The 25662-nt window shown below is 66.1% G+C and carries 23 protein-coding genes; 14 read left to right on the top strand and 9 right to left on the bottom strand.

From position 1 onward, the window contains the following. Nucleotides 1-202 precede the first annotated feature (202 nt). From ACVZTU_RS12985 to sdhC, 4 genes are read right to left on the bottom strand one after another with little or no spacing between them, the layout of a single operon-like run. Nucleotides 203-991: a succinate dehydrogenase iron-sulfur subunit gene (locus ACVZTU_RS12985; RefSeq protein WP_101546859.1), complete on the bottom strand. Its 789-nt coding sequence runs from the start codon at nucleotides 989-991 to the stop codon at nucleotides 203-205. Next, nucleotides 991-2751: a succinate dehydrogenase flavoprotein subunit gene (gene sdhA / locus ACVZTU_RS12980; RefSeq protein WP_482400533.1), complete on the bottom strand. Its 1761-nt coding sequence runs from the start codon at nucleotides 2749-2751 to the stop codon at nucleotides 991-993. The genes ACVZTU_RS12985 and sdhA overlap by 1 nt, the downstream gene beginning before the upstream one ends. Nucleotides 2752-2760: 9 nt before the next feature. After that, nucleotides 2761-3210, bottom strand: coding sequence for a succinate dehydrogenase hydrophobic membrane anchor subunit (locus ACVZTU_RS12975; RefSeq protein WP_025778711.1), 450 nt, complete (start codon nucleotides 3208-3210; stop codon nucleotides 2761-2763). Nucleotide 3211: 1 nt separating this feature from the next. Then, nucleotides 3212-3589: a succinate dehydrogenase, cytochrome b556 subunit gene (gene sdhC, locus ACVZTU_RS12970; RefSeq protein ID WP_081770431.1), complete on the bottom strand. Its 378-nt coding sequence runs from the start codon at nucleotides 3587-3589 to the stop codon at nucleotides 3212-3214. A 345-nt stretch (nucleotides 3590-3934) separates the two neighbouring features. Here sdhC and ACVZTU_RS12965 point away from each other — a divergent pair, with 345 nt between their 5' ends. The 5 genes from ACVZTU_RS12965 (at nucleotide 3935) to ACVZTU_RS12945 (ending at nucleotide 9312) form a co-directional block, all read left to right on the top strand. Then, a complete protein-coding gene (locus ACVZTU_RS12965) occupies nucleotides 3935-5044 on the top strand; it encodes a mannose-1-phosphate guanylyltransferase (RefSeq protein ID WP_482400532.1) in 1110 nt (369 codons plus the stop codon). A gap of 255 nt (nucleotides 5045-5299) precedes the next feature. Beyond that, on the top strand, nucleotides 5300-6472 hold the full coding sequence (locus tag ACVZTU_RS12960) for an amidohydrolase (RefSeq protein WP_139470356.1): 1173 nt from the start codon (nucleotides 5300-5302) through the stop codon (nucleotides 6470-6472). A gap of 97 nt (nucleotides 6473-6569) precedes the next feature. Further along, nucleotides 6570-7736 (top strand): BMP family ABC transporter substrate-binding protein, encoded by a 1167-nt coding sequence (locus tag ACVZTU_RS12955; RefSeq protein WP_139470355.1) that lies wholly within the window; start codon nucleotides 6570-6572, stop codon nucleotides 7734-7736. Nucleotides 7737-7771: 35 nt separating this feature from the next. Next, entirely contained in the window at nucleotides 7772-8875 is a 1104-nt protein-coding gene (locus tag ACVZTU_RS12950; RefSeq protein ID WP_139470381.1) for an adenosine deaminase, read from the top strand. After that, nucleotides 8872-9312 carry a hypothetical protein gene (locus tag ACVZTU_RS12945; protein WP_248284103.1) on the top strand — a complete coding sequence of 147 codons (441 nt, stop codon included), beginning with the start codon at nucleotides 8872-8874 and terminating at the stop codon, nucleotides 9310-9312. Before ACVZTU_RS12950 ends, ACVZTU_RS12945 begins: the two co-directional genes overlap by 4 nt. Nucleotides 9313-9627: 315 nt before the next feature. On the opposite strand, the gene ACVZTU_RS12940 is transcribed toward ACVZTU_RS12945, so the two are convergent. The 4 genes from ACVZTU_RS12940 to ACVZTU_RS12925 form a co-directional block, all read right to left on the bottom strand. Then, a complete protein-coding gene (locus ACVZTU_RS12940) occupies nucleotides 9628-10971 on the bottom strand; it encodes an FAD-dependent oxidoreductase (protein WP_446657116.1) in 1344 nt (447 codons plus the stop codon). A gap of 153 nt (nucleotides 10972-11124) precedes the next feature. Next, nucleotides 11125-11835 carry a hypothetical protein gene (locus ACVZTU_RS12935; RefSeq protein ID WP_172171087.1) on the bottom strand — a complete coding sequence of 237 codons (711 nt, stop codon included), beginning with the start codon at nucleotides 11833-11835 and terminating at the stop codon, nucleotides 11125-11127. A gap of 191 nt (nucleotides 11836-12026) precedes the next feature. Then, a complete protein-coding gene (locus tag ACVZTU_RS12930; protein ID WP_181271602.1) occupies nucleotides 12027-12716 on the bottom strand; it encodes a GNAT family N-acetyltransferase in 690 nt (229 codons plus the stop codon). 85 nt (nucleotides 12717-12801) lie between these two features. Continuing rightward, nucleotides 12802-13296 carry a MarR family winged helix-turn-helix transcriptional regulator gene (locus ACVZTU_RS12925; RefSeq protein ID WP_181271603.1) on the bottom strand — a complete coding sequence of 165 codons (495 nt, stop codon included), beginning with the start codon at nucleotides 13294-13296 and terminating at the stop codon, nucleotides 12802-12804. A gap of 197 nt (nucleotides 13297-13493) precedes the next feature. On the opposite strand from ACVZTU_RS12925, the gene sucC reads away from it, so the two are divergent. The 3 genes from sucC (at nucleotide 13494) to ACVZTU_RS12910 (ending at nucleotide 16992) form a co-directional block, all read left to right on the top strand. Further along, complete coding sequence (gene sucC, locus ACVZTU_RS12920; RefSeq protein WP_139908545.1) at nucleotides 13494-14663, top strand: ADP-forming succinate--CoA ligase subunit beta; 1170 nt, start codon at nucleotides 13494-13496, stop codon at nucleotides 14661-14663. Nucleotides 14664-14681: 18 nt separating this feature from the next. Next, on the top strand, nucleotides 14682-15578 hold the full coding sequence (sucD, locus tag ACVZTU_RS12915) for a succinate--CoA ligase subunit alpha (protein ID WP_139468939.1): 897 nt from the start codon (nucleotides 14682-14684) through the stop codon (nucleotides 15576-15578). Between the two features lie 271 nt (nucleotides 15579-15849). Further along, nucleotides 15850-16992, top strand: coding sequence for a threonine aldolase family protein (locus ACVZTU_RS12910; protein ID WP_181271604.1), 1143 nt, complete (start codon nucleotides 15850-15852; stop codon nucleotides 16990-16992). A gap of 39 nt (nucleotides 16993-17031) precedes the next feature. On the opposite strand, the gene ACVZTU_RS12905 is transcribed toward ACVZTU_RS12910, so the two are convergent. Then, nucleotides 17032-17442 (bottom strand): universal stress protein, encoded by a 411-nt coding sequence (locus ACVZTU_RS12905; protein WP_139468937.1) that lies wholly within the window; start codon nucleotides 17440-17442, stop codon nucleotides 17032-17034. Between the two features lie 316 nt (nucleotides 17443-17758). Between ACVZTU_RS12905 and ACVZTU_RS12900 the strand changes: the two genes are divergently transcribed. The 6 genes from ACVZTU_RS12900 to ACVZTU_RS12875 all read left to right on the top strand — a co-directional run bounded on the left by ACVZTU_RS12900 (nucleotide 17759) and on the right by ACVZTU_RS12875 (nucleotide 25657). Beyond that, nucleotides 17759-19135 (top strand): MFS transporter, encoded by a 1377-nt coding sequence (locus tag ACVZTU_RS12900; protein ID WP_482400531.1) that lies wholly within the window; start codon nucleotides 17759-17761, stop codon nucleotides 19133-19135. A gap of 314 nt (nucleotides 19136-19449) precedes the next feature. Continuing rightward, nucleotides 19450-20244, top strand: coding sequence for a DeoR/GlpR family DNA-binding transcription regulator (locus tag ACVZTU_RS12895; protein WP_482400530.1), 795 nt, complete (start codon nucleotides 19450-19452; stop codon nucleotides 20242-20244). Further along, nucleotides 20241-21362 carry a 1-phosphofructokinase family hexose kinase gene (locus ACVZTU_RS12890; protein WP_482400529.1) on the top strand — a complete coding sequence of 374 codons (1122 nt, stop codon included), beginning with the start codon at nucleotides 20241-20243 and terminating at the stop codon, nucleotides 21360-21362. The genes ACVZTU_RS12895 and ACVZTU_RS12890 overlap by 4 nt, the downstream gene beginning before the upstream one ends. Then, on the top strand, nucleotides 21359-23545 hold the full coding sequence (locus tag ACVZTU_RS12885; protein WP_482400528.1) for a PTS fructose transporter subunit IIABC: 2187 nt from the start codon (nucleotides 21359-21361) through the stop codon (nucleotides 23543-23545). Before ACVZTU_RS12890 ends, ACVZTU_RS12885 begins: the two co-directional genes overlap by 4 nt. A 38-nt stretch (nucleotides 23546-23583) precedes the next feature. Beyond that, nucleotides 23584-25254, top strand: a complete 1671-nt coding sequence (gene ptsP / locus ACVZTU_RS12880) for a phosphoenolpyruvate--protein phosphotransferase (RefSeq protein ID WP_434590663.1) — start codon at nucleotides 23584-23586, stop codon at nucleotides 25252-25254. A 121-nt stretch (nucleotides 25255-25375) separates the two neighbouring features. Continuing rightward, nucleotides 25376-25657 (top strand): HPr family phosphocarrier protein, encoded by a 282-nt coding sequence (locus ACVZTU_RS12875; RefSeq protein ID WP_139908539.1) that lies wholly within the window; start codon nucleotides 25376-25378, stop codon nucleotides 25655-25657. Nucleotides 25658-25662 lie beyond the last annotated feature (5 nt).

The raw sequence follows: 25662 nt of genomic DNA, 5'->3' as shown, positions 1-25662 counted from the left end.
GGATTCGTTCACTCGAGACGGCACCTCACCGAGACGAAGCTTGTGGTGGCAGCCCAGTTTGAGATGGATAGCCCACGTTCAAACGTGGGCTATCCACCCTCAACTGGGCCGTGGTGAAAAGCACCCACCGAGGCGGGACAGACGAAAGCGGCCCCGCACCGTGTGGTGCGGGGCCGCTGCAGTCGGGATCAGACTGGCGCGATCAGAATGCGCGCTGCAGGATCGCCTGCTTCACCTCGGCGATGGCCTTGGTGATCTCGATGCCGCGAGGGCAGGCCTCGGTGCAGTTGAAGGTGGTGCGGCAGCGCCACACGCCTTCCTTGTCGTTGAGGACCTCGAGGCGCATGTCTCCGCCTTCGTCACGCGAATCGAAGATGAAGCGGTGCGCGTTGACGATCGCGGCCGGACCGAAGTACTGGCCGTCGGTCCAGAACACGGGGCACGACGAGGTGCACGCAGCGCAGAGGATGCACTTCGTGGTGTCGTCGAAGGCCGCACGCTGTTCGGCTGACTGCAGACGCTCACGCGTGGGTTCGTGTCCCGAGGTGACGAGGAACGGCATGACCTCGCGGTACGACTGGAAGAAGGGCTCCATGTCGACGATCATGTCCTTCTCGAGCGGAAGGCCCTTGATCGCCTCGACGGTGATCGGCTTGGACGTGTCGAGGTCCTTGAGCAGAGTCTTGCAGGCCAGGCGGTTGCGGCCGTTGATGCGCATCGCATCGGAACCGCAGACGCCGTGGGCGCAGGACCGGCGGAAGGACAGCGAACCGTCGATCTCCCACTTGATCTTGTGGAGAGCATCCAGCACACGGTCGGTGCCGTACATCGTGATGCTGTATTCCTCCCAGTGCGGCTCGGAATCGACCTCGGGGTCGAAGCGAGCGATCCGGAAGGTGCAGTCGAATGACGGGATGGACCCGCCTTCGCCTGACACATGTGTCGGCAGGTCGATCTTCGACGCTGGCTCTGGGGTGGTATCGGTGCTCATCAGTACTTACGCTCCATCGGCTGGTAACGGGTGACGATGACGGGCTTCGTCTCAAGACGCATGCCCCTGATGCCGTCGGTCTCCGCTTCGGGATCGAGGTAGGTCATCGTATGGTGCATGAAGTTCTCGTCGTCACGATCCGGGAAGTCTTCGCGGAAGTGTCCTCCACGCGATTCCTTGCGGTGGATGGCGGCGACAGAGATGACCTCGGCGAGCTCGAGCAGGAAGCCGAGCTCGACGGCCTCGAGCAGATCGAGGTTGTAGCGCTTGCCGCGGTCCTGGATGCCCACGTTGTTGTAGCGCTCGCGCAGTTTTGCGATCTCGTCGAGAGCGTCACGCAGAGTTTCGTCGGTGCGGAACACCTGCACGTTGGCGTCCATGATGTCCTGCAGATCCTTGCGGATCGCCGCGATGCGTTCGGTGCCGTCCGAGGTGCGCATCTTCTCGAGCATCTCGACGACGTCGTTCGCCGGGTTCTCGGGCAGTTCGACGGACTCGGCGGTCTTCGCGTATTCCGCAGCGGCGATGCCGGCGCGCTTGCCGAAGACGTTGATGTCGAGCAGCGAGTTCGTGCCCAGACGGTTCGAACCGTGCACCGACACGCAGGCGCATTCACCGGCGGCGTAGAGGCCGGGGATGACGGTGTCGTTGTCGGCGAGGACTTCGGCTTCGATGTTCGTCGGGATGCCGCCCATCGCGTAGTGCGCGGTCGGGAAGACCGGCACCGGCTCCGTGTAGGGCTCCACACCGAGGTAGGTGCGGGCGAACTCGGTGATGTCCGGCAGCTTCTCGTCGATGTGTGAGGGCTCGAGGTGAGTGAGGTCGAGCAGGACGTAGTCCTTGTTCGGTCCGCAGCCACGGCCTTCGCGCACTTCGTTAGCCATCGAACGGGCCACGATGTCACGCGGGGCGAGGTCCTTGATCGTCGGGGCATAGCGCTCCATGAAGCGCTCACCCTCGGAGTTGCGGAGGATTCCGCCCTCACCGCGAGCCGCCTCGGACAGCAGGATGCCCAGGCCGGCGAGGCCTGTCGGGTGGAACTGGAAGAACTCCATGTCCTCCAGCGGGATTCCGCGGTTGTAGGTCACGGCCATGCCGTCGCCGGTCAGGGTGTGTGCGTTCGAGGTGGTCTTGAAGACCTTGCCGACACCGCCGGTGGCGAAGACGACCGACTTGGCCTGGAAGACGTGGATCTCACCGGTGGCCAGTTCGTAGGACACGACGCCTGCGGGGCGCTTGACCCCGTCGACCTCGGTCATGAGGAGGTCGAGGACGTAGAACTCGTTGTAGAACTCCACGCCGTGCTTGACGCACTGTTGGTACAGGGTCTGGAGGATCATGTGACCGGTGCGGTCTGCGGCGTAGCAGGAGCGGCGCACGGCGGACTTGCCGTGGTCGCGGGTGTGACCGCCGAAGCGGCGCTGGTCGATCTTGCCTTCGGGGGTGCGGTTGAACGGCAGCCCCATCTTCTCGAGATCGAGGACGGCGTCGATGGCTTCCTTGGCCATCACCTCGGCGGCGTCCTGGTCGACCAGGTAGTCACCGCCCTTGACGGTGTCGAAGGTGTGCCATTCCCAGTTGTCCTCTTCCACGTTCGCCAGTGCGGCGCACATTCCGCCCTGGGCGGCTCCGGTGTGCGAACGGGTGGGGTAGAGCTTGGTGAGAACGGCGGTGCGGGCACGCTGGCCCGACTCGATCGCCGCACGCATGCCGGCGCCGCCGGCACCGACGATGACGACGTCGTAATGATGTACCTGCATGTTTCTCCTTTAGGCCTTGCAGAACTCAGCCAGGACCGAGGGGTCCGCTCCGGCCGGGCAGGGATCGAACGTGAAGATGACGAGCGTGCCGAGCACGATGACGATGACCGAGGCGATGTAGAGGATCACCTGCAGGGACATGCGTGTGCCGGGCTTCTCGGAGTAGTCCATGATGATGGTGCGCAGACCGTTGGTGCCGTGCAGCATCGCCAGCCACAGCATGAGCAGATCCCAGATCTGCCAGAACGGGCTGGCCCACTTGCCTGCGACGAAGCCGAAGTCGATGGCCTGGACGCCGTCGCCGGCCCACAGGTTCACGAACAGGTGGCCGAAGATGAGGATGACGAGCACGACGCCGGAGATGCGCATGAACAGCCATGCGAACATCTCGAACTTCGAACGCGTCGACTTGTGCCGGGAGTAGCCGGTCCGCGGAGCCGGAATGGATGTTGTGCTCATGTCAGCCTCCGAAGGTGTGCATCAGCTGGCGGGGAATGAAGGCGATCATGATGATGAGCCACACAACCATGACTCCCCAGAACAGCTTCTTCTGATTTTTCGGGCCACTCTTCGAGAAATCGACGAGAATGACGCGCAGACCGTTGAACGCATGGAATGCGATTGCGGCGACGAGCGCGATCTCACCGAATGCCATGACCGGTGTCTTATAGGTTCCGATCACTGCGTTGTAGGCCTCGGGCGAGACGCGGACGAGTGCAGTATCGAGCACGTGGACCAGAAGGAAGAAGAAGATTCCGACGCCTGTGACGCGATGCGCGACCCAGGACCACATTCCTTCGTTTCCTCGGTACAGAGTGCCCGTAGACGCTTTGGCCACGGAGCATCCTCCATCTTGAATATTCGGGTGTGTACGTCTAGAAACTACGCCGAAGACCGCTTCCGTGCCAGTCGAGACACGGCTGAGCGTCCCGGATCACACCGCAACCCTGGCAATTCCCTCAAAACTGGGATTTCGCGTCTCACGAAATTTCAATTACATCACAGTCGTGTGCTCTAAATTGTTGCGCTCCCGTCCTGACCCGGGCGGCCCGGGAACTCAGGTGCACCATCCCCGAGGCGGCTCTGAGGTGGGGAGATCCCCACCGGATCCCTGGGGATCGGCTCATCCGACACGGCGGGCAACCTCGGGGAAGGTGTGCCCGAATTCTGAGACACTGAAATCGTGAACACGCACTTCCACGCCATCATCCCCGCCGGCGGATCCGGAACGCGCCTGTGGCCGCTGTCTCGCCGGGCGACGCCGAAGTTCCTCCACGATGTCCTCGGCCTCGGCCGCAGCCTCATCCAGGCCACCTGGGACCGGGTCGCGCCGATCGTCGGCGAAGACAGGGTCTGGGTGGTCACCGGTGAGAGTCACTTCGACCAGGTCGCCGAGCAGCTGCCGCATATCGCTCGCGCCCAGATCATCGCCGAACCGTCCCCGAAGGACTCTGCCGCCGCCATCGGACTGGCGGCCATGATCATCGCCCGCGAGGACCCCGACGCCATCGTCGGCTCGTTCTCCGCCGACCATTCGATCACGAACGTCGACGAATTCCGTCTCGTCATCGACCAGGCCGTCGCTGCCGCGAAGACCGGTGACATCGTCACCATCGGCATCATGCCCCGCAATCCCGCCACCGCCTACGGTTATATCGAGACCGGTGACCTGCTCGGGCTCGACGGCGCACCCACGGCCAGGCGGGCGCTGGCATTCGCGGAGAAGCCGGAGGCGAGCACGGCTCGTCAGTATGTGAATTCCGGACGCTACCGCTGGAACGCGGGCATGTTCATCGCCAAGGCGTCCTCCCTCCTCGACATCCTCGCTGAGGAGGACCCGCCGCTCTATTCGGGACTGGCCCGAATCGCCGAGGCCTGGGACACTCCTGACCACGACGAGGTCCTCAGTGCTGTGTGGCCCGGACTGGAGAAGCGAGCCATCGACTATGTGGTGGCCGAGCCCGCGGCCGCGGCCGGTCGTGTCATCGTCATCCCCGGTGACTTCGGCTGGGACGACGTCGGCGACTTCGACTCGGTGGCCCGACTGCGCCAGCCGGTTCCAGGGGAGCCGCGCGGAGTGATCTCGATCGGCGGGAACACCGACCTGCTCGAAGTCGATGCATCGGGAGTCGTGTTCTCCGAAGGACCGAGGACGGTGGCGATCGTCGGACTCGAAGACCTCGTCGTCGTCGACACCGACGACGTCCTGCTCATCACCTCCCGTTCACACGCCCAGGATGTGAAGAAGGCAGTGTCCGTCGCCGGTGAGCGCGGACTCGACGAACTGCTCTGATCCTGACGCCCGCCTCCGGGGCGGACGGATGCGAACCTGGCCGGGCACGGCAAGTGCGGACGGAGCTCGACCTGGTCGTGCGCGCCAGGGGTGGGCGGATGTGAACGGGGCGGTCGCCTCGGCGAGGGCGGGAAGAAGCATGCGAAGTATGTCGAAATTGGTCGCAATGGGCACATTTATGACATCGAGTGCTTAGCATTGCTTGAAATGTTCGACATCGCCCATCCCCGACCTCCCCGCCCTGAAGGACCCGACGTGATCAGCTCGACAATCGCTGAGATCGGTGCAGAACTCATCGATTTCCGCCGCGACATCCATGCCCATCCGGAACTGTCCTTCCAGGAGTTCGAGACCACCGACAAGATCGTCGCCCGTCTCGAGGCCGCAGGTCTGGGTCCCCAGCGCCTCGAAGGCACCGGGGTCGTCTGCGAGGTCGGCGAGGGGCCGGTGGCCGTGGGACTGCGAGCCGATATCGACGCCCTGCCGGTTGATGACCTCATCGACGAGGAATTCCGTTCCACCGTTCCCGGCGTCGCCCATGCCTGCGGCCACGACGTCCACCTGACCTCGCTCATCGGCGCCGGCATCGCCCTGCAGAAGATCCATGAATCACGGCCCGGCGGCCTCGGCGGACGCGTGCGACTGATCTTCCAGCCCGGTGAGGAAGTCACCCCGGGTGGCGCGCTGCGCGTGATCTCACAGGGCGTCCTCGACGATGTGCCCGAGGTCTACGCCGTCCACTGCGACCCGAACGTCGACATCGGCAAGGTCGGTTCGCGCATCGGCGCCATCACCGCTGCCGGCGACACGGTCATCATCCGCCTCTCCGGTCACGGCGGGCACACCTCCCGTCCCCATCTGACCGAAGACCTCGTCTATGCGCTCGGCAAGCTCGCCACCGACCTGCCCTCGACCCTGGGCCGGCTGATCGATCCGCGGCACGCGATCTCCCTTGTGTGGGGCGAGATCAGCGCCGGTCACGCAGCGAACGTCGTTCCCAGCGAGGGGATTCTGCGCGGAACCCTGCGCTGCCTCGACGTGGACGGCTGGAACCAGGTCGCCGAGGTGCTGCCCGAGCTCGTCGACCGCATCGCCGGACCGTACGGAGTCGAGGTCGACCTCGAACACCGCCGAGGCGTCCCACCGGTGGTCAACACCGAAGACCAGGTCACCCTCATCGAATCCGCGGTCCGCGGTGAGCTCGGCGAGAACTCGGTGCAGCTGACCCCGCAGTCCATGGGCGGTGAGGACTTCGCGTGGTACCTCACCCACTGCCCGGGTGCGCTCATCCGGCTGGGCACCCGCACACCCGGCGGCATCACCTACGACATCCACCAGGGTGATCTGCTCATCGACGAACGCGCCGTGGAGATCGCCGCCCGCGTATTCACCGCCACCGCTCTCAAGGTCCTCGACCGCGACCGCTGATCGACCTGTCACGGTCGGCGACCACTCGACAGCGATCGGTGGCTGCTCGGCTGCGCCGGCTGTCCACGCTGATTACCCGGCCGATAATCTTGATGTCATGAGTCTCCGAACCCGCAGCACCTCCATCGCCGCCTTCACCGCGGTGGGCACCCTGGTGCTGACCGGCTGCTCCGTCACGACTCCCGAAGCCCTCGAAGAGGAACGGCTCGGCTGCCTCGTCTCGGCTCCGGCCGGCTTCGACGATCACTCGGCCGGTGCGCTCACCCTCGAGGAGGCGGAACTGGCCCGTGGGGCCGGGGTCTTCTCGGGTACCTCGAGCCAGCGTGTCTCGGGTGGGTCGGCCACCTCGGCGGCATTGGATCGGATGCACAGACACGACTGTGCACTGACCACGGTCATCGGACCCGGGGGAGCGGACGAACTCGCGGACTTCGCCGCCGCCCACCCCGATGATCTGTTCCTCGGGGTCTCCAGCGGCACCGACGACCTGCCGAAGAACGTGCTGAGCATGGACTTCGACCTCGTCCCGCCGGCGTTCATCGCGGGATACACCGCTGCCACAGCCTCGGAGACGGGGAAGGTCGGGGTCGTCGTCGCGCACGGTTTCCCGCAGTCCGAACGCATCCTGGCCGCCTTCGACGCCGGGGTCGACCTGTACAACAAGGAGAAGGACGAGGACCTGCCGAAGGCGGAGTCCTATCGTCCCTCCTCCGGCGGGGCCGCCTCGGCGAACGGTTCGCCTCGGACGATCGACGATACCCGCGACGCCGGGAAGGACTACTTCGAACGGTCCTTCGATGCCGATGTCGACGTGCTCGTCCCGTTCGGATCGGCGGCCGCGATGGGGGTGGTCACCTCGGCGGATGAGAAGCGGACCGAGCTGACCGCGGCAACGGAGGATCCGGAGGGCGACGATGAGGGACCGAGCCTGCCGAAAGTCGTCTGGTACGGCACCGCCGGCGGGTTCTCCAAGGCGATCGTGGCCACCCTGGAGCCGAACGTGCGCCGCGGACTGCGCACGATGTTCCCCGACTGGCCGCAGAGCAAGAACCCCGACGAGGTGGCCCCCGCCCCGAAGACCGGGCCCGAGGAGATCGGCGGCTTCCGCGTCGCCGACCGTCATTATTGGGGCACCCTCGACAACGGGGGAGTGCGCATCGTCGCCGAGGACGGATTCCTCTCCCGTGTCTCCGACGCCGGACGCGGAATCACGGACCTGCGCGAGCGGATCAAGAGCGGAGAGATCGACCCGGAGAAAGGATGAGGGCCGCGCGCCGCATCGGATAAGCTGAGACGGTGATGAATGTACCCGCCGGCGTCGCATCGGACGACCCCATCCTGCAGCTGCCCAAAGTCTCCCTCCACGATCACCTCGACGGCGGTCTGCGCCCGTCGACGATGCTCGAACTGGCCGACTCGATCGGTCACACCCTGCCCGCCTCCGATGCCGAATCGCTGCGCCGGTGGTTCTCGGAATCCGCGAACTCCGGTGACCTGGTCCGCTACCTCGAGACGTTCTCGCACACCGTGGCGGTCATGCAGAGCGAGGACAACCTGCGCCGCGTGGCCAAGGAATGGGTCCTCGACCAGGTTGCCGACGGAGTCTTCTATGCCGAGGCCCGGTGGGCTCCCGAACAGCACCTCGAAGGCGGACTCGAACTCGACGCCGTCGTCGAAGCCGTCCAGGACGGTCTGGAAGCCGGCGTCTCCGAGGCCGCGGCCGAGGGCAAGTACATCCGCGTCGGACAGCTCATCACGGCCATGCGTCAGGCCGACAACTCGCTGGCGATCGCCGAACTGGCCATCCGCCATCGTGAGAAGGGTGCGGATTCCGGTGTCGTCGGCTTCGACATCGCCGGGCCCGAGAACGGCTTCCCGCCGTCTGCGCACCTCTCCGCCTTCAACGCCCTGCACCAGGCATATGTGCCGGTGACGATCCATGCCGGTGAGGCCGCCGGCAAGGAATCCATCCACGAGGCGGTCACCATCTGCCACGCCCAGCGTCTGGGCCACGGTGCGCGCATCGTCGAGGACATGGACATCGTCGACGGCCAGGGGCAGCTCGGCAGCCTCGCCGCCTGGGTCCTCGACCAGCAGATCCCGCTCGAACTGTGCCCGAGCTCCAACCTGCAGACCGACATCGGCGGCACCATCGCCAGCCACCCGATCACGGGGCTCAAGGATCTCGGATTCGCTGTCACCATCAACCCGGACAACCGGCTCATGTCCGGCACGTCGGTGTCGCGTGAGATGCGTCTGCTCGTCGATGAGGCCGGTTGGAACCAGACCGACCTCGAATGGGCGACGGTCAACGCCATCACCGCTGCCTTCCTGCCGCTGGATGTGCGCGAGCGCATGCTCGACGAGATCCTCATCCCCGGATTCGCCCGGGTGACCATTTGAGCTCACACAATGACCGGGCCGCAGCGTCCGGTGCCTCACCGGAGCCTGAGGGGCACGGCGTTCCGACCCCACGGGCGATGCTGCTACCCGTGAGCGTCCTCGGCATCCAGGCGCTGGCCCTGGTCGGAGCGGCGGTGTCGTTCGTCATCACCGCGATCACCGCCGGCCCCTTGGCGGCTTCGCTGATCGGTCTGGCCGTCATGTTCCTCATCTTCGCGGCCGGTGTCGGCGCCGCGGCCCGGGGCGCCTGGCGTCTGCATCGGTGGGCGCGTCCGGCGGCGATCGCCTTCGAGCTGCTCGTCATCGTCTTTGCCTTCAGCGTCATCGGCGGTTCCCTGTGGCTGGGGCTGGCCTGCCTGGTCACCGCCATCGCCGTGCTCTTGGGCTTCTTCTTGCCGGCCGTCGTCGACGCCTACAACCGAGCGCTGGCTGACTGAGACTGTGAGGCTCCCCGCCCGACTGACTGCCTGAGGACTGCGGCCAGCCGCGACCTCCCCTGAACAGAGGTCACGACTGCGCTGGCTGGCTGCGCTGCCGTGGGCTTGCCACCCGGCGAACGCGTTAAGTGTGCGCAGATTGCCGAAAAACTGCGTCTGACGGACACTCTTCGCACACTTAACTCGCGCGACGACGGCGTCCGTGTCTGACGGTTCGAGGTTGCCGCGCCCGCCGACTTCGCGCATGGCGAACGCGTTCACTGTGGGTAAAAGGCGGAAAATCGGCGCCTCAGCGGATTTTTTGCCACATCCAACTCACGACGGCAGCGTCGGCGGCGACCATTTCTGGACGCTCGCGGCCTGAGCGGCGATGAGTCGCGACGGAACCGCTGAGAAGACGGCATTGCGCAGCCGCGCCAGCAGCGGCGATTCGAGTTGGAACACCTGCCCCATCAGCCGAGACTTCTGTGCGATCGACTGCGTCCGCGGACGCCGCAGCGAGTCATAGCGGCTGAGTGCCGCAGCGAGGTCTGCCGGTGCTGAGGCGCGCGGGCCCGCGTCGTGGGCCGGGTTCACACCGGCGCGTGTGCCCACATCGTCGGCAGAGTTCACACCTGCGCCCGCTCCCGCACCTGCAGCGGAGACTGGTATCTCGGCTTGCTCCACCATCCGCCCGGGTCGATTCGCCTCGGGCCCCGGAGACTTACTGATCAGCGGGGTGAGCAGGACGGCCAGCGTCGCCGCGTCTTCGAGGGCCTGACCGCCACCCTGACCGAGGTTCGGCGTCATCGCGTGCGCGGCATCGCCGAGGAGGACGACTCGGCCGCGGTGATAACGACGCAACCGGCGGGAGAGGTCGGAGATCGCGGTGCGGCGGACCTCCTCGGCGGGGGTGGCGGCAATGAGCTCGGCGATGGGGGAGTGCCAGCCTGTGAACATCTGCTCGATCGTCGCCTTCTCATCGGCGAAGACCGCGTTCTGCGGCATATTCGCCACGGCGAACCAGTACACTCGGCCGTCGGCCAGCGGAGCGATGCCGAAGCGGCGTCCGTGCCCGACCGACTCCCCGGCCTCGCCGGACAGATCCACCGGCACCGAGGTGATGCCCCGCCACGCGGAATACCCGGAGTACCGCGGTGCCACCGGTTCACCGTCGACGACGGTGCGGACCCAGCTGTGCAGACCGTCGGCGCCGATGATGAGGTCGAAACGCTCTGCGATCGACTCCATCGTGCTCGAATCGTCGGCGGACCTGGCCCTGATAGTCAGCGTCCCGTCGGTGCCGGTCGCCGTCGCCTCGGTGCCGGTGCGCACTGTCCCGGGAGCCAGAGCATCGAGGAGGATGCGGTGGAGGTCGGCCCGGTCGACGATGCGCAGCGCACCGACCGAATCATCGGGCACCTGAGCGATCCAGTGCCCGTCTGCGCGGCGCTGACCTGCGGCGAAGCCTTCGACGCTGGAATCGGTCACGGCGTCGAACGCCTCGCGCAGACCGAGCGACTCCAGTGCGGCAAGCCCGTTGGCGAAGATCGACAGTCCCGAACCACCGGCCCTCACTTCGGGGCCACGTTCGAACACGGTGACCTCGGCGCCGGCCCTCTGCAGTCCCACGGCCGTCGAGAGTCCGCCGATTCCAGCTCCGATGACAGCGATCTTCATGAACTCATCGTCGCACGCAGAACGCCGGGTGGCGACGCCGCCGGTTGACCGTTGGTACGCGTTAAGTGTGCGCAGATTACCCAAAACGGGCTTCAGAGTGGCAATCTGCGCACACTTAACACGCACCGAGGCAAGGCGAGGAGTGCCCAGAGATTACTGGAGGAACTCTCCGCAGGCTTCAGTGAGGTAGTCGCCGGCGACTCCGCCCTCTTCGCCGAGGCTGATAGCGGTCATCTGGATGCCCCACCACACGCGCGGCGAACCGCCCCACTGTTGGCGGAACTCCTCGCGACGACCGGGATCTTCGGCGAGGTCGTCGGCGGCCAGGCCGATGCGGTCCTGGGCATCATCGGCGGTGCAGCGCTTCTCGTCATCCGGGCCCTTCGGGTCGAGCTCGGGGATGTCTTCGTCATCGACGGTCTTGAGGGTGTAAGCCGAGTTGCCGATCTCTTCGACCTCGAAGGTGCCGTGGATGAGCAGGAACGGGGAGGCACCGTCGTCGACGTTCTTCGAGTCGACGGTGACGCTGACGCTGTCGGGGCTGTCGGCGGTCACGGTCGTCTCGCCGGAGTCGGGGACTTCCGGGTTGCCGGTGTGCACGTAGACCTTGAGGTAGGCCTCGGTCTTCTTCTCGGCCGCCTCGGCGAGGCCCTGCCACAGCGGGTCGGTGTCCTTCGCCCCACCTGGCGAGGAATCGACGATGGACACCTTCGGTGCATCGTCTGGCGTCTCGATCGGGGTGACCTCCTCCTTGCTCACCGAAGGGCGCGGCTGGGGTCGGGTCTCATCGGGAGTCGACACGCAGGCCGTTGTCGTGGCCAGCAGTGCTGCGGCGGACAGCAGGGCAAGGGGGCGAAGTCGCATGGTTCCTCGAGGTATCTTCAGCGTCCAAGTGGTGTCGCTTCCAGCGTAATGCGCGGGACGGTCCGAGCCCGGGTGGACGCGCGGCGAGGCGGTGAAAGCAGCGCGGGTGCGAGACTTCTGCGCCGGGGTGCGACGCACTGACCCTGACGTCACAGGCCGGCCGCCCAACCGCGGCGCCCGACCCTGCTGCCTCAGCCGCGGCGCGCTGCGGCGATGAGTTCGCGCAGGCTCTGCCGCTGGCCGCCCGCGGCATCGAAGTTCGCTTCGTCGAGCCACTGCTCATACGCCGATCGCAGCGCCGGCCATTCGCTGTCGATGATCGAGAACCACGCGGTGTCGCGGTTGCGGTCCTTGTACACGAGGTGCTGTCGGAACACTCCTTCGAAGGTGAACCCGAAGCGTTCGGCGGCCGCTTTCGACGGGGCGTTCGCGTCATCGCACTTCCACTCGAAGCGTCGGAAACCGGAGGCGAAGGCGAGATCGGCGCAGAGGAAGAGCGCCTCGGTGGCTGCTCGCGTCCGCCGCAGCGCCGGACCCCAGAGGATGTGCCCGATCTCCATGACTCCGTTGGCGGTGTCGATGCGCATCAGTGCCTGCCGCCCCTCGGCTCGACCGGTGGATCGGTCCACGACGGCGAAGAAGAGGGGATCGGACGACGTGGCCGCCTCGGCGATCCAGGTATCGAAGTCGCTGCGTTCGGTCTGCGGAGACTGCGGCAGGTAGCGGAACCGCTCCTCGATCCCGTCGGCAACTGAGACCGCAGCGAACAGATCATCGTCGTGGACGGCAGGATCCAGGGGTTCGAGATCGACGTAATGACCGTGGATGGGCTCTCGCCGAGGCGGCTGTGCACCTGTGAAATTCGTGAGGTCGTCGTTCATGGCTGGGTCCTCGTCATCGGGGTTCGGGTGGGTTTCGTGTGTCCGTGTCTGTGGTTGGGCAGGTGTGACTGTGCTCGGAGTGGGTTCAGTCTTCGCTGCCGTCGAAGCCGGTGGACAGCTCGCGCAGAAGTCCGGCGAGCTTGCGGCTGCCGGCGGAGGTGAGGCCGCTGAGGATCTCGCGCTCCTTCACGAGCAGGTCCGCCAGGGCGGAGTCGACGGTGGCGCGGCCGCTGTCGGTGAGGTGGACGAGCACTCCGCGGCGATCACCCGGATCGGGGCGACGCTCGACCCATCCGCGGGCCACGAGGCGGTCGATGCGATTGGTCATGGTGCCGCTCGTGACAAGCGTCTCCTGCAACAGGGTCGAGGGGGAGAGCTGATAGGGCTCACCGGCCCGGCGGAGGGCGGAGAGCACGTCGAAGGCCCATCCCTCGATTCCGTAATCGGAGAAGCTCGCCTTCCGTGCCAGGTCCAACTGCCTGGCCAGCCGCGAGACTCGGGAGAGGATCTCCATCGGGGAGACGTCGAGATCCGGACGCTCACGTCGCCAGGCTGCGACTATTCGATCCACTTCGTCCATGAATCGATTTTACGTCCATATCAAGAATCTTGAGCGCAAAGATACTTTTTGACGAGAGATTCCTTACTCTCAGGGTCCGTTTAACCTGCAGGTTTGGATGGACGGGTGCGTTTGGGAATATGGTTGTCCTTGGTTGTTGCATCCGTCAACGAACCTGCAGGGGCCAACCACCCGGCAGCAGAAACGAAGGAAAACACGTGGATCTTTTCGAGTATCAAGCACGTGACCTGTTCGAGAAGCACGGAGTGCCCGTGCTCAAGGCCCAGGTCGCGACGACGCCAGAAGCAGCGAAGAAGGCAGCCGAAGATCTTGGCGGCGGTGTCGTCGTCGTCAAGTCGCAGGTCAAGATCGGCGGCCGTGGAAAGGCCGGCGGCGTCAAGGTCGCCAAGAACCCCGATGAGGCCGAGGCTCGCGCCAAGGACATCCTGGGACTCGACATCAAGGGCCACATCACCGAAAAGGTGATGATCGCCGAGGGTGCCGACATTGCTGAGGAGTACTACTTCTCCGTCCTCCTCGATCGGTCCAACCGCACCTATCTGGCCATGTGCTCGAAGGAAGGCGGCATGGAGATCGAGCAGCTGGCCGTGGAACGTCCGGAAGCGCTCGCCAAGATCCCCGTCTCCGCCATCGACGGCATCAACGATGCCAAGGCAGCAGAGATCGCCGAGGCGGCCGGCTTCGATGCCGACACCGCCGCGAAGGTCGCCCCCGTGCTGACCAGCCTGTGGACCGTCTTCGAGAAGGAAGACGCTACCCTGGTCGAGGTCAACCCGCTGGTCAAGACCGGTGCCGGCGACATCATCGCCCTCGACGGCAAGGTCTCGCTCGACGACAACGCCGACTTCCGCCAGAAGGAGCACGAGGAGCTGCGCGACATCAGCGCAGAGAACCCGCTGGAGCTCAAGGCCAAGAAGCTCGACCTCAACTACGTCAAGCTCGACGGTGAGGTCGGAATCATCGGCAACGGCGCAGGACTGGTCATGTCGACCCTCGACGTCGTCGCCTACGCAGGTGAGAACCACAACGGCGTCAAGCCCGCGAACTTCCTCGACATCGGAGGCGGCGCCTCGGCTGAGGTCATGGCCAATGGACTCGACGTCATCCTCGGCGATGATCAGGTGAAGTCCGTCTTCGTCAACGTCTTCGGCGGAATCACTGCCTGTGACGCCGTGGCCGACGGCATCGTCAAGGCCCTCGAGATCCTCGGCGACCAGGCCACAAAGCCGCTCGTCGTCCGCCTCGACGGCAACAACGTGGAAGAGGGACGCGCCATCCTCCAGAAGGCCGCGCACCCGCTCGTCACGCTCACTGACACGATGGACGGTGGAGCCGACAAGGCCGCCGAACTGGCTGCTGCCAAGTAAGGAAAGGTCTTTACAACAATGTCTATCTTCCTGAATTCCGATTCGAAGATCATCGTCCAGGGCATCACTGGCGGAGAGGGCTCGAAGCACACCGCCCGCATGCTCGCAGCCGGATCGAACGTCGTCGGCGGTGTCAACGCCCGCAAGGCCGGCACCACTGTGAAGCACAACGACCAGGCCGGCAACGAGGTCGAACTCCCCGTCTTCGGGTCCGTCGCCGAGGCGATGGAAGCCACCGGTGCCGACGTGTCCGTGGCCTTCGTGCCGCCGGCGTTCTCCAAGGACGCCGCGATCGAGGCCATCGACGCCAAGATCGGTCTGCTCGTCATCATCACCGAGGGCATCCCGGTGCAGGACTCGGCAGAGGTCTGGGCCCGTGCGCAGGCGGCCGGAAACGCCACCCGCATCATCGGACCCAACTGCCCGGGCATCATCACCCCCGGTGAGTCGCTGGCCGGCATCATCCCGGCCAACATCACGAAGAAGGGCAAGCTGGGCCTCGTCTCGAAGTCCGGCACCCTGACCTACCAGATGATGTACGAACTGCGTGACCTCGGCTTCTCGACCGCCATCGGCATCGGCGGAGACCCGGTCATCGGCACCACGCACATCGATGCGCTCGAAGCATTCGAGGCCGACCCGGAGACCGAAGCCATCGTCATGATCGGCGAGATCGGCGGAGACGCCGAAGAGCGCGCAGCAGCCTTCATCAAGGAGAACGTGACGAAGCCGGTCGTCGGCTACGTCGCAGGCTTCACCGCTCCCGAGGGCAAGACCATGGGCCACGCAGGCGCCATCGTCTCCGGCTCCTCGGGAACCGCTCAGGCCAAGAAGGAAGCCCTCGAAGCTGCAGGCGTCAAGGTCGGCAAGACCCCGACCGAGACCGCCGAGCTCATGCGCGGACTCCTCGGCTGAGTCGAGCACTCCCGCATCGGGTGAGCGCCTGACCGGCACTGATCCGAACCACACTGCGGCCCGCCTCCACAAACGGAGGCGGGCCGCAGTGCGTCTCGGTCGGTTGGGGCGGCGCAGAGCCCTGCAACTGGTTCAAAGTGTGATTGCCGCGCACGAATGATCTGCGTATGCATTTTGAAGCCGTTATTGCCCGCAGGAGGGGCGTCTGAAGCTCCGTTGACATCGCGCGGACCGTCGTGTCAGGGCCCCGCGGAGGGTCTAGGCTGGGATCGTGAACTCTCAGACATCTGATCAGACAGCGCAGTCGACGAACCCCGCGGACCTTCTCCCCGACACCGGCACCGCAGCCCCACCTGTCGACCCCAGCCCCGAGGCGCACCCGCGCAACTTCGGGTCCGATAACTGGGCCGGGGTCCACCCCGAGGTCATCACGGCCATTGCCGAGGCCAACGTCGGCCATACGCCCGGCTACGGCGGAGATCCGTGGACACAGCGCTTCCACGACATTATGGCCCACCACTTCGGGCCCGAGGCTCAGGCGTTTCCTGTCTTCAACGGCACCGGCGCGAACGTGCTCGCCCTGCAGTCGGCGCTGCCGCGGTGGGCGGCGGTGATCACGGCCGCCTCGGCGCATATCAACTACGACGAGACCGGCGCCCCGGAGAAGGTCGGCGGGCTCAAGATCATCGGTGCTGCCACCGAGAACGGCAAACTCACCCCCGAGACGGTCAAGGGTGCGATCATCGGCCGCGGCAGCGAACACAATGCGCAGTCGTTGGCCGTGTCGATCTCCCAATCGACCGAATGGGGCACGACCTACACCCCGGACGAGATCGCGGCGATCGCGTCCACCGCGCACGAGAACGACATGATCCTCCACATCGACGGATCCCGACTCGGCAACGCGGCCGCCCACCTCGGCGTCGGCCTCGGCGACATCACGACCGCGGCCGGAGTCGACATCGTCAGCCTCGGCGGAACGAAGAATGGCTTGCTCGGCGCCGAGGCGGTCGTCGTCCTCAACCCGGAGATCGGCCAGGGACTGCGGTTCCTGCGCAAGATGAACCTGCAGCTGGCCTCGAAGATGCGCTACCTCTCCGCCCAGCTGAACGCCCTGTACGAAGGGGACCTGTGGCGAACCTCCGCCACCCGGTCGAACGAGATGGCTCAGTATCTCAATGAGAGACTCGCCGAGGTGGCCGGCAGCGGCCGTGTCCCCGGACTGGAGATCGTGCAGAAGGTCGAGTCGAACGTCGTGTTCGTCCGCATGCCCGCCGAGGTGGCCGCTCGCGCCCGGCAGAAATTCGCCTTCGCGGACTGGCCCTTGGAGAAGGACATCGTCCGCCTCATGTGCGCCTTCGACACGACGGCCGAAGACGTCGACGCCCTCGTCGCCGCCATCGCAGGGGACTGAAAGACCTCAGGCGCGGCGCTGGGAGTCCTTCGCCGCAGGCTACTTCTTCTTCCGGCGATCGACCTTGACGGAGACGACGGGGACGTCGGAGTCGAGGATGATGCGCTGGGCCGTCGAGCCCATGATGAGCTTACCCACGGGGGAGCGGCGGCGTGATCCGATGACGATCATGCGGGTGTCGGCGGTCGCCTCGGCCAGCGCCAGAAGCTCTTCGACGGGGTCATTGCCGCGGAGGAACTGAAGGATCTCGTGGGAGACCTCGGAAGACTTCAGCGTCTCCTTGAGTTCCTCGATGTCTTTGCTGGTGGCGACGCCGCGCTCGTCGGGAGTCTCACCGATTCCGGCATTGAGCACGACGAGGACATCGTCGAATGCGCGGGCCTGCTCGATGCCGAATTCGACAGCGGCCTTGCCTTCGGGCGAGGGGGAATAACCGACGAGGATTGTCATGATCTCTCCTGGTGCGACATTGGACGAAGCTCTCTCAATTAGTAGCATATCCGCGCTGTTCGGACGGGCGGCAGCTCACTCTGCGACGGGGGAAACGGGGAGCTTCGACTGAGATCTTCCTCACCTCACCAGGTACGGGATCGTCAGCCTCGAGCGACTTCTGCTCTGTAACCGCGCGTAAACCGTGCGAAAACCCCGCGGAATCGGGCCTCCGACCCCAAATCTCAATTACTGACTGAATCGTCAGTTCGATTGACTCGGCAGTAAGGTGACCTGGGCGCTGCGTGCGCCGCGTACGAGTGAGAAAGAAGAAGCATTGACAGATCAGAATATGCATCTCGACCAGGCAGAAGCCGGTGAGACCCCAGCGCAGAAGAAGTCGGAATGGAAGACGGTCAAGGCCATCATGGCTGCCTCTTCGGGCAACCTCGTCGAATGGTTCGACTTCTACATCTACGCCTTCTTCAGCGTCTACTTCGCCGACCAGTTCTTCGTCGCTGACAACCAAGCACTGTCACTGATGCAGGCTGCCGGCGTCTTCTTCGTCGGCTTCCTCATGCGTCCCATCGGCGGCTACATCTTCGGTCGCGCCGCCGACCGCCTCGGGCGCAAGAACTCGATGCTCATCTCCATTCTGCTCATGTGCGCCGGTTCGCTGATGATGGCTCTGCTGCCCACGAGTGCGGTCGTCGGCTCCTGGGCCGCGATCCTGCTGCTCATCGTGCGCATGATCCAGGGGCTGGCCGTCGGCGGCGAGTACGGCGCCACCGCCACCTACATGTCCGAGGTCGCCACCGAAGGCAAACGCGGCTTCTACTCCTCCTTCCAGTACGTCACTCTCATCGGCGGCCAGCTGCTGGCCAGCCTGCTGGCCGTCATCATGACCCACACTCTGGGCACCGACCAGATCGAAGCCGGCTGGTGGCGACTGCCCTTCGCCATCGGCGCTGCCGCCGCGATCGTCTCCCTGTGGCTGCGCCGCGGACTCGAGGAGACGACCTCGGCGGACACCCGCAAGGACGAGAACTCCGGCAGCTTCCGCGAAGTGCTGCGCCACCCGCGCGCCTTCTTCGTCGTCCTCGGCATCACCAGCGTCGGATCGCTCGTCTTCTATGTCTTCACCACTTACATGCAGAAGTTCCTGCTGCTGCAGAACGAAGGCACCCCGGGCGAAGCCGTGTTCAACAAAGGCTCCATCGCTGACCTCATGACAATCTGCCTGCTCATCTTCGTCGTCATGCAGCCCATCGCGGGCAAGATCTCGGACAAGATCGGCCGTAAAAACAACATGCTCATCTTCGTCATCGGCATGATCGCGCTGCCCATCCCGCTGCTCGGCATGATCGGCAAGGCCGATTCCGTCCTCACTGCAGGCATCCTCATCGTCATCGCCATGGCGTTCATCAGCATGTACACCTCGATCTCCGGAATCGTGAAGGCCGAGATGTTCCCGGCCCACATCCGCGGAATCGGCGTCGGCTTCACCTATGCGGTCGGCAACTCGCTGTTCGGCGGCTCCGCCGAATACGTCGCTCTGTGGTTCCGCAACGCCGGAATCGGCACCTGGTTCGCCGTCTACGTCGTCGTCATCGCGATCGTCGGCTTCGTCGCCGTGGCTTTCATGCACGACAACCGCAAACACTCGACGATCGACAACGCCGATTCCTCGGCGTACAAGCGCATCGGCAGCTGATCGCCAGATGGTCGACCCCATCGCCGAGGCGGCTTACCCGGTCCGCTGATCCCATCGCCGAGGTGGCCCACCCCGACCGTGAATGACGAGTGCCCCGGAACGCTGAGTTCCGGGGCACTCGTCATTTATCGATCTCGCCGCCTCGGTCGAGCCGCCTTGCCGGGTCGACCACTAGGTGATGTGGGAATAATTGGAAAGATGTTGGAATGTGATTGACGGTGCGTGAATAGAGTCCTAAGATCGTTCAAACCAACAGATAACCACGTGGTTATTCGTCCGTATGACGATGAGCCGCGCGAAGGGAAAGGCCGGACGTGTTCGCTGAAGAACGGCAACGACGCATCGCTGAGCTCGTCAGCGAAGCGGGCCGGGTCAATGTCACCGATCTGGCCGCCGATTTCGACATCACGACGGAAACCGTTCGACGCGACCTCGCCGCCCTCGAAAAGGCCGGAGCCCTCCAGCGCGTCCACGGGGGAGCGGTGCCTTGCCGTCCCCACAGCCTCGAAGAGCCGGCCTTCGACGACCGCGAGATCCACAACCTCGATGAGAAGACAACGATCGCCCGGTCCACGCTGAGCCTGCTTGAGGAGACGATGAGCATCTCCGTGGACGGCGGCACGACCTGTGCGGCCTTCGCCCGCGCGATCGCCGACGAAGCCCATGGCCGCCTCGTCGCCGGACAGGCGCCGCGACAGCTGCGAGTCATCACGAACTCCCTGTCCGCCATCGACAGTCTGGCCGGAGCGCCCGGCGTCGACATCTTCGTCCTCCCCGGCCGATTCCGCCCGGTCACCCGGGCCATGGTCGGACCGCAGACGATCACGGCCATCGAGGGCCACCGGGTCGATCTCGCGGTGCTCGGCACCAATGGACTCACCGGCGACGGCGTCTCCACGCCCGACCATGACGAGGCGGCGACGAAGTCAGCGTTCGTGCACTCCGGACGCAGGGTCGCCGTGCTCGCCGACTCAGCGAAGTTCGATGCCATCTCTCTGGTGCGGTTCGCGGAACTCGACCAGATCGATGTCCTCATCACCGATGACGCGCCGGAAGAGTCGTTGTCGGCCGATCTGGAGACTGCGGAAGTCGAGGTCGTCACTCCATGATCCTCACCCTCACCGCCAACCCCAGCCTCGATCGGACCATCGAAGTGCCCGGCCCCGTTCTCCGCGGCCAGGTGCAGCGCGCCGTCTGGGCCGGACAGCAGCCCGGCGGCAAGGGAGTCAACGTCTCCCGTGCCGTGGCGGCCGCCGACTGTGACACCCTGGCGGTCCTGCCCGGAGACATCGACGACCCGGTGCTCACCGGACTCGACGCGATCGGACTGGCTCATCGCTCCGTTCCCACCGGCACGCCGCTGCGGTCCAATATCACCGTTACCGAACCCGACGGCACGACGACGAAGATCAACGAACCAGGCTCGCCTCTGAGCCCGCAGGCTCAGGACGAACTGCTCGATCTCGTGGCCGAGCAGGCAGTCGGTGCGAGCTGGGTCGTCCTGGCCGGTTCGCTGCCTCCAGGAGTCGACGATGACTTCTACGCCCGCGCGATCCAACGTATCCGCCAGCTTGATCGTCCGCCGCTGATCGCCGTCGACACCTCCGGTGCTCCTCTGGCTGCGGCCCTGATGGCCTCACCGGATCTCATCAAACCCAACGCCGAAGAACTCGCCGAGCTCCTCAACGCCGCCGGCCTCCTGCACGCCTCCGGTCTCCGGGACGATTCTGACCCACGTGACGCCGTCGAATCCCTCGGCACCGCCGAACTGCACACGACCGCCGACCGCCTCGAGTCCTCACCGCAGCTCACGGCTCGCGCCACATCGACCCTGCTCAACGCGCGCGGCTTCCGCCCACGGTCGATCCTTGCGACCTTGGGCGCCGGCGGCGCAGTTCTCGCCCAGCCGGACATCGCCTGGCATGCCCAGCATCCGCCGATGGAGGTCGTGAGCACCGTGGGCGCGGGCGACTCCACCCTCGCCGGGTACCTGCTGGGTCTGACCGACGGCCGTGAACCCGATGCGGCTCTGGCGCGAGCCGTCGCCTACGGAGCCGCAGCCGCCCGGCTGCGCGGCACCGGAGTGCCGAGCCCGGCGGACGCCCGGACCGACGCGGTGACCGTGACGTCACTGGACACACCGGCAACGGCGCCTGCAGGCACGCATACCGACGACACTTCCCACCGATACGAGGGCACAGCCCCCGAAGCCGAGGAGGCACGATGACATCGCTCATCACAACAGACCTGGTGGTCCTCGACGCGGATCAGGGGACGGAGTCGTCCGCTGTCATCCGCGCTCTGGCCGCCACGATCGCCGAACAGGGCCGCGCGAACTCCGCAGACGGATTGGCGGACGCGGCGATCGCCCGCGAAGAGAAGACCCCGACCGGCGTTCCCGGCGGCATCGCCATCCCGCACGCCCGCACCGAGGCGGTCACCGAACCGAGCCTCGCAATGGCTCGTCTGAACCCGCCGGTCGACTTCGGTGCCAAGGACGGCCCCGCCGACCTCGTGTTCATGATCGCCGCGCCCGAGGGCGCCGGGAAGGACCACCTCAAGCTCCTGTCGAAACTCGCGCGGTCGCTGGTGAAGAAGGACTTCGTCGCCTCCCTGCGCGCGGCGACGACCGAGCAGGAAGTCGTCGACCTCGTCGAAACCGCCCTCGGTCTGCGCGAGACGCCCGAAGAGTCGACCAGCACCGAGTCGACCCCCACCGGCGCATCCACCGCCGCCGCCGCTGCGGCCCCCACCGAATCCGCCGCCTCCTCGACCGACCACCCCCGCCGCGTCGTCGCCGTCACGGCCTGCCCGACGGGAATCGCCCACACCTATATGGCCGCCGACGCCCTCGCCCAGGCCGGAGCCGAGATGGGCATCGACGTCGTCACCGAGACTCAGGGCTCGAGCGGCACGACTCCGCTCGACCAGTCCGTCATCGATGCCGCCGATGCCGTCGTCTTCGCTGTCGACGTCGACGTCCGGGACAAGCCGCGGTTCGCCGGCAAACCCTATGTGCAAGTGCCGGTCAAGGCCGGAATCGATGATCCGCAGGGCCTCATCGCGAAGGCCCTCGCCGAGGCGGACGCTCCCAACGGCCGCAGGCTGGCCGCCGCTCACGCCGCCGCCGACGACGAATCGTCCACGGCAGGAAACTCTCGCGAAAGCATCGGCGCCCACCTCAAGCGCGTGCTGCTGACCGGTGTCAGCTACATGATCCCCTTCGTCGCCGCCGGCGGACTGCTCATGGCACTGGGGTTCCTCCTCGGCGGATTCGACATCCCCGACTACGCCGAGGACATCGTCCTGGGCAACTCCCTGTGGAACCTGCCCACCGAATACGGTGACCTGGCACTCGGACCCGTCGGCGCCTACCTGGGCGCCGTGGCCTTCCAGATCGGCAACCTGTCGATGAGCTTCCTCGTCGCCGCCCTGGCCGGATACATCGCCTACGGCATCGCCGACCGCCCCGGAATCGCTCCCGGCTTCACCGTCGGCGCCGTCGCCGTGCTCATGGGCGCCGGGTTCATCGGGGGCATCATCGGCGGACTCCTCGCCGGCTATATCGCCCACTGGATCGGCTCCTTCGCCGCACCGAGGTGGCTGCGCGGACTCATGCCCGTCGTGATCATCCCGCTGGTGGCCTCCCTCGTCTCCTCGGGCCTGATGTTCATGGTCCTCGGCGGACCGATCAGCGCCCTGACCAAGGGCCTCGACAGCTGGCTGAGCTCCATGACCGGAACCGCCGCCGTCGTCCTCGGGCTCATCCTCGGCGCGATGATGGCCGTCGATCTGGGCGGCCCCGTCAACAAGGTTGCCTACTCGTTCGCCGTCGCCGGCCTCGCCGCAGGCTCCGTCGACAACCCCGTGCCGTGGGAGATCATGGCCACGGTGATGGCCGCCGGAATGGTTCCGCCCCTGGCCATGGCGCTGGCCACCGCCGTCCGCCCACGCATCTTCTCCCAGGCGGAGAAGGAAAATGGAAAGGCCGCCTGGCTGCTCGGCGCCGCGTTCATCTCCGAAGGCGCGATTCCCTTCGCCGCCTCCGATCCGCTGCGCGTGATCCCTGCCTCGGTCGTCGGTGCCGGCGTCACGGGCGGCATGACGATGGCCTTCTCCGTCACCAGCCAGGCCCCGCACGGCGGCGTGTTCGTCTTCTTCGCCATCGACTCGTTCCTGCTGTTCCTGCTCTCCGTCGTCGTCGGCACGATCATCAGCGCCGTGCTGGTGCTCGCGCTCAAGATCCTCGTCCGCAAGGGCGGAGCGGCAGGCCTCGCCGAGGCGGCCGACCGGTCCGCACCGGCGACGACCGCAGCCGCGTCGACCGGTTCGACCACCGGATCCGGTTCGGCCGGTGAGGCTCAGCAGGCCGAACCGGTATCGTCGAACGCTGACGCCACACGAGTCTGACCGCTCTCACCGACGAGGCAAGACAGGAAGGAATGGGGATGTCCGCAGAGTTCTCAGGCATCGGAGTCGTACCCGGACGGGTCATCGCCCCGGCGCTGACCATGCCCGACCCCGTGTCCGCACCCGTGGCGAAGCCCGCCCCGGCTGATCCCGAAGCGGAGGCGAACAGGATCCGAGAGGCCTCGGCCGCCGTCCACGCCGAACTGCGTGAGCGCGCCGAATCCGTCACCGGGGACGCCCGCGACGTGCTCAAGGCCACCGCCCTCATGGCCAAGGACCCCACCCTGGTGAAGACGGCGATCAGACGCCTGCCTGAGACCGACGCGGAGACCGCGATCTGGACGGTGGCCGCGGAGACCGCTGCACAGTTTGAGAAGCTCGGCGGCTATATGGCCGAACGCGCAGCCGACGTCCTCGATGTCCGCGCCCGCCTCGTCGCCCATCTGCGTGGAGTGCCGGCCCCCGGCATTCCACACGCGGCCGAGCCCTTCGTGCTCATCGCCACGGATCTCGCTCCCGCCGACACCGCAACTCTGGATCCTGAGCTGGTCGTCGGACTCGTCTGCGCAGAGGGTGGACCGCAGAGCCATACGGCCATCCTCGCCAGGTCGTTGGGCATTCCCGCCGTGGTCGCAGCCGCCGGCGTCCGCGAGATCACCGACCACACACCCGTCTTCGTCGACGGCGGTGCCGGAGTCCTGCGCACCGAACCCGGAGCGACGGAGACCGGCCTCGTCGAGGCATGGGCGGAGACGGCTGGCCGTCTGCAGTCGTTCACCGGACCCTGCCTCTTGAGCGACGGCACCCGGATTCCACTGCGTGCGAATGTCGGCGACGGCGCTCAGGCACGGGCAGCGGCAGCCGCCGGTGCCGAAGGCGTCGGTCTGCTGCGCACCGAGTTCTGCTTCCTCGATCGTGACACCGAACCCAGCGTCGAGGAGCAGGCCGAGGCCTATGGGCAGGTGTTCGCAGCCTTCGATGATCACAAGGTCGTCGTGCGCACCCTCGACGCCGGAGCCGACAAGCCTCTGCCGTTCCTCACCGACGCCGATGAACCGAACCCGGCCCTGGGCGTACGCGGATTCCGGACCAGTCGCCGGGCTCAGGGCGTCCTCGAACGTCAGCTCGAGGCGATCGCGCTCGCCGCCTCAAGGCATGCGGTGACCGTCCACGTCATGGCTCCGATGATCGCCACCGCCGAGGAGGCCCGACAGTTCGCAGACCTCGTTCGTGCGGCAGGACTCCCCACCGCCGGTGTCATGGTCGAGGTTCCCTCGGCGGCGCTGCAGGCGGCCACGATCCTCGAGGAAGTCGAGTTCGCGTCCATCGGCACGAATGATCTCACCCAGTACGTCATGGCCTCCGACCGCATGCTCGGCGGCCTGGCCGAACTCAGCGACTCGTGGCAGCCGGCAGTCCTGCAGCTCATCGGCATCGCCGCCGCCCAGGCCGCTGCGGCGGAGAAGTCGGTGGGCGTGTGCGGAGAGGCCGCGGCCGATCCGGCATTGGCCGTCGTGCTCGTGGGCCTCGGAGTCACCAGCCTGTCCATGGCGCCGCGGGCTCTGCCGGCAGTCGCCGAGGTGCTGTCCGGTGTCTCCCTGGACCAGGCACAGCAGATCGCCCGCAGCGCACTTGCGGCGCGCAGCCCGAGCGAGGCGAAGGCCGCGGTCCGAGCCGAGCTGCCGATCCTCGACGAGCTCGGCCTGTGAGTCCGGCTGTCGGGCGAGTGGCCCCGTGACATACTCAGCACCACCACAGACACCACCAATAGGACATGCCGAAACACCGGGCAGGCCGAACCACGGCCGGTCTGATCAGGAAGGACAACTCATGGCAGAGACCATCGCAACAGTCGGAAGCACCGTCGGCTTGCACGCCCGTCCAGCAGCACTGCTGGCCGAGGCCGCCGCAGACTACGATCTCGAGATCACTATCGCCCTGGAGGGCGAACCGGCCGAGGATGCCCTCGACGCGGCCAGCGTGCTCTCCCTCATGGGCCTCGGCGCGGAATACGGTCAGAAGGTCGTTCTGCGCGCCGAGGGTGACGGAGCCGACGAAGCATTGGCCCACCTCAAGCAGCTCATCGAAACCGACCACGACGCCGAAGGCTGAGCGGC

This window comes from Brevibacterium sp. OS20, assembly GCF_056837565.1.
This window is presented reverse-complemented; position numbering and strand designations above follow the sequence as displayed.

Coding starts and splice junctions, on each gene's coding strand:
- ACVZTU_RS12985 (WP_101546859.1), bottom strand. CDS start 991: ATGAGCACCGATACCACCCCAGAGCCAGCGTCGAAGATCGACCTGCCG.
- sdhA (WP_482400533.1), bottom strand. CDS start 2,751: ATGCAGGTACATCATTACGACGTCGTCATCGTCGGTGCCGGCGGCGCC.
- ACVZTU_RS12975 (WP_025778711.1), bottom strand. CDS start 3,210: ATGAGCACAACATCCATTCCGGCTCCGCGGACCGGCTACTCCCGGCAC.
- ACVZTU_RS12955 (WP_139470355.1), top strand. CDS start 6,570: ATGAGTCTCCGAACCCGCAGCACCTCCATCGCCGCCTTCACCGCGGTG.
- ACVZTU_RS12950 (WP_139470381.1), top strand. CDS start 7,772: ATGAATGTACCCGCCGGCGTCGCATCGGACGACCCCATCCTGCAGCTG.
- ACVZTU_RS12940 (WP_446657116.1), bottom strand. CDS start 10,971: ATGAAGATCGCTGTCATCGGAGCTGGAATCGGCGGACTCTCGACGGCC.
- ACVZTU_RS12935 (WP_172171087.1), bottom strand. CDS start 11,835: ATGCGACTTCGCCCCCTTGCCCTGCTGTCCGCCGCAGCACTGCTGGCC.
- ACVZTU_RS12930 (WP_181271602.1), bottom strand. CDS start 12,716: ATGAACGACGACCTCACGAATTTCACAGGTGCACAGCCGCCTCGGCGA.
- ACVZTU_RS12925 (WP_181271603.1), bottom strand. CDS start 13,296: ATGGACGAAGTGGATCGAATAGTCGCAGCCTGGCGACGTGAGCGTCCG.
- sucD (WP_139468939.1), top strand. CDS start 14,682: ATGTCTATCTTCCTGAATTCCGATTCGAAGATCATCGTCCAGGGCATC.
- ACVZTU_RS12905 (WP_139468937.1), bottom strand. CDS start 17,442: ATGACAATCCTCGTCGGTTATTCCCCCTCGCCCGAAGGCAAGGCCGCT.
- ACVZTU_RS12890 (WP_482400529.1), top strand. CDS start 20,241: ATGATCCTCACCCTCACCGCCAACCCCAGCCTCGATCGGACCATCGAA.
- ACVZTU_RS12885 (WP_482400528.1), top strand. CDS start 21,359: ATGACATCGCTCATCACAACAGACCTGGTGGTCCTCGACGCGGATCAG.
- ptsP (WP_434590663.1), top strand. CDS start 23,584: ATGTCCGCAGAGTTCTCAGGCATCGGAGTCGTACCCGGACGGGTCATC.
- ACVZTU_RS12875 (WP_139908539.1), top strand. CDS start 25,376: ATGGCAGAGACCATCGCAACAGTCGGAAGCACCGTCGGCTTGCACGCC.